The organism is Pantoea anthophila, assembly GCF_006494375.1.
GTDB lineage: Bacteria > Pseudomonadota > Gammaproteobacteria > Enterobacterales > Enterobacteriaceae > Pantoea > Pantoea anthophila.
The window spans coordinates 1-2,398 of the sequence record NZ_VHIZ01000002.1; the positions used below are offsets into that span (position 1 = coordinate 1).

The window sequence follows — 2,398 nt, forward strand, 5'->3', positions numbered from 1 at the left end:
TTAATGCAATGTGCGGGCCTAATGATTCTTCATCTTCTGGAAAATCAAACGTTACATCGTATAAATATGATTCTGGTTTCACTATTGCCACCATACAATAAAAAAATAGCCCCAAGCATGAGAGAGAGGGGCTTCAAACACCAAAGGTGATTTTGTTGTAAAAATAGATTGTAATCGCCGCCGGACGGCCACGATTTGAAATAAATAGGGAATCAAGTTCCCTGAATTAAACTTTTTAAGAGATACACAATGGAATTTAAATATTGCCTTTGGGCGCGACTCCTTTCCTTAATACAGGGCAAGGCTTGTCCCTGTTGAGATAAAAGCTCACGCTTTTAAATTTGGTGCAGTTTGAGGAATGATCTCTTCCGAAAACATCAGGCGAATGCGGCTACCTGCACGGAGGTGAAATTCTATTAACTCCTCCTTAATACTATTATACATCATAACGAATAGCAATGCAAGTATTTACGTGCATTTTCATATAAAAAACCGGTTTTATCGCATAACTATTCGGTTTTAGTGGATCGCTGTACCTGCCTGCGGTCGCGTCACGTGCTCAAGCGTTGCAGATATTGCGGCAATAGCCGTGCTGCACTGCAATAGTTCTACAAAGTCGGGAAGATGGTTTTCAGCAAGCCAGGTTCTATCCTCTGGCGATAGCGTATCATTGAACTTGAAATAACGCTCTTTGACAAAAGCAAAGTTAGATAAGAATGTATCTGTGGAAGGGTAATCACTATGAATCAGGGATATTACAATATCGCTCACACCATCCCAAAACTGATCAAACTCCTGTTTAATATCTCTCATTCGGATTCTCCTCTTATAATTTTGAATCGGTCTCTGCCGTCTCTTAGCAATCCGTTTACGCTGTACGGGTTACTGTTAACTTTATCTATCTCGCGGCGGTCAACTCCGCCAATGATTACACTCTTACCTTTCGGGCTACGTATTCCAGGGAAGCTGAGATCGCCGGATAGATACCCGTCTAAGATGCGTTTCCACTTAGAAACATATTCGCCTGTCGTCTCTGTTGTAACCTGCACTTGTCCCACTTGTTCAGTGCGGCTATTCCCGCCTGTGCCGCCTCCTGCTGCGTAAACAGGATCGGTATAGACCAGATACCTTAGACAATCTAAAAGAGCCTTGTACAGGGTTTGCGGTGTGTCTCCGTGGACGTCTGCCCACATATCTATTTTGCTGGCTATAACTAAATCCGGTAATTGTGCCTGGCTCGGAAAGTAGGCATAAGCGCGTACCTTTTCGATCTGTTCTGTTGTCGCCATCAGATAACACCTGCTTGCACTTCTGGTTTATCAGAAGTTAGCATTTGCAATTGATAAACCGCATCAATTAGTTCTCTGCTTTGGGTAATAATATCCAGCAATTCAAACACTGCACTTTCAATATCAGATTTTTCTTCGGTGTTAAGCAACGGAGATGCTAAAGCTTCTCTTGTAATTTTTTCTAAATCGAAAATAAGGTTTCGTGTTTCCTTAACAATATCCTGGTAGCAAAAGCAAATGCGCTTCCTTATGATTCGCCCTAACTTGATTCTTACCGTATTCAACTGGTTTTGATAAAATCCCATTTGTTCATTCATTGTTGTAATTCTCCTTTAAAATGTCGATAATGCCGCACACAAGCGCGGCTTCTTCTGGCGGTAACATAAACTTTCGTGCGATGATGAAAGAACAGCCACAGCGTTCATATTCATCAACGATCTGCCGGTACTGGCGATGTTTACGCAAGCGGGTTAATAGGTTTGTATTGTTATCCATTATAAAAACCCCTCACCGCTTGAAGTCATATTTAAAATGTCAACGTTGTAACCGTCATAAATTGGATTTTCAAGGCGGTTGTAGATGCACCAGAATTTAAACTCTATTTCTGATGCGTGTATCATCTGCCAGCGTTCCGGCGCGTGAATGATAGTTTTCATTACAGGGCGCGGCGTATGGTAAACACCAGGACAGGAAGAGACGATTTCCGAAATAGTTTGTTCTTCTCTCTCGGAAAGTTTCTCAGGTTCCGAATAGACTTTTAAGATCTGTAGCTCATTAGATTTGGATATTCCTTCAGGAAGTTCACTTTCTGGCTTTCGTTTTGCTGCCCTGCCTCGCGGCTTCTTCTCTGGTTTAAGGTTTGCTGCTTTGTTTAGATTGGCTGTTGATACGTATGAAATAAAACCCCCATTGTTGTTAATTGTTAGCGATGCGCTGTAAAATCTTTATTGCTGCTTCGGACAAGCCGAAACGCTTTGCGAGCACCGATACAGATAAGGTTTTGCAGCGGCGCAGTTCATTGATTATAAAATCACGTTGTTCAGGACTGATGATAATCCCCCTCAAATTCTCTATCATATTCTTCATCCCAATCTTTTTTGAATAGATAC

General features: G+C 41.8%; 5 protein-coding genes. All 5 read right to left on the minus strand.

All coding sequences use genetic code 11. From position 1 onward, the window contains the following. Window positions 1-519: 519 nt before the first annotated feature. Window positions 520-813: a hypothetical protein gene (locus tag FJW00_RS00060; RefSeq protein ID WP_140922661.1), complete on the minus strand. Its 294-nt coding sequence runs from the start codon at window positions 811-813 to the stop codon at window positions 520-522. Next, window positions 810-1,289, minus strand: coding sequence for a hypothetical protein (locus FJW00_RS00065; protein ID WP_140922664.1), 480 nt, complete (start codon window positions 1,287-1,289; stop codon window positions 810-812). Before FJW00_RS00065 ends, FJW00_RS00060 begins: the two co-directional genes overlap by 4 nt. Next, window positions 1,289-1,606, minus strand: coding sequence for a hypothetical protein (locus tag FJW00_RS00070; RefSeq protein WP_140922667.1), 318 nt, complete (start codon window positions 1,604-1,606; stop codon window positions 1,289-1,291). The genes FJW00_RS00065 and FJW00_RS00070 overlap by 1 nt, the downstream gene beginning before the upstream one ends. Then, a complete protein-coding gene (locus FJW00_RS00075) occupies window positions 1,599-1,784 on the minus strand; it encodes a hypothetical protein (protein ID WP_140922669.1) in 186 nt (61 codons plus the stop codon). Before FJW00_RS00075 ends, FJW00_RS00070 begins: the two co-directional genes overlap by 8 nt. Before the next feature lie 420 nt (window positions 1,785-2,204). Further along, window positions 2,205-2,398: hypothetical protein (locus FJW00_RS22415; protein ID WP_219994838.1), on the minus strand; the 194-nt coding region annotated here is incomplete at its 5' end.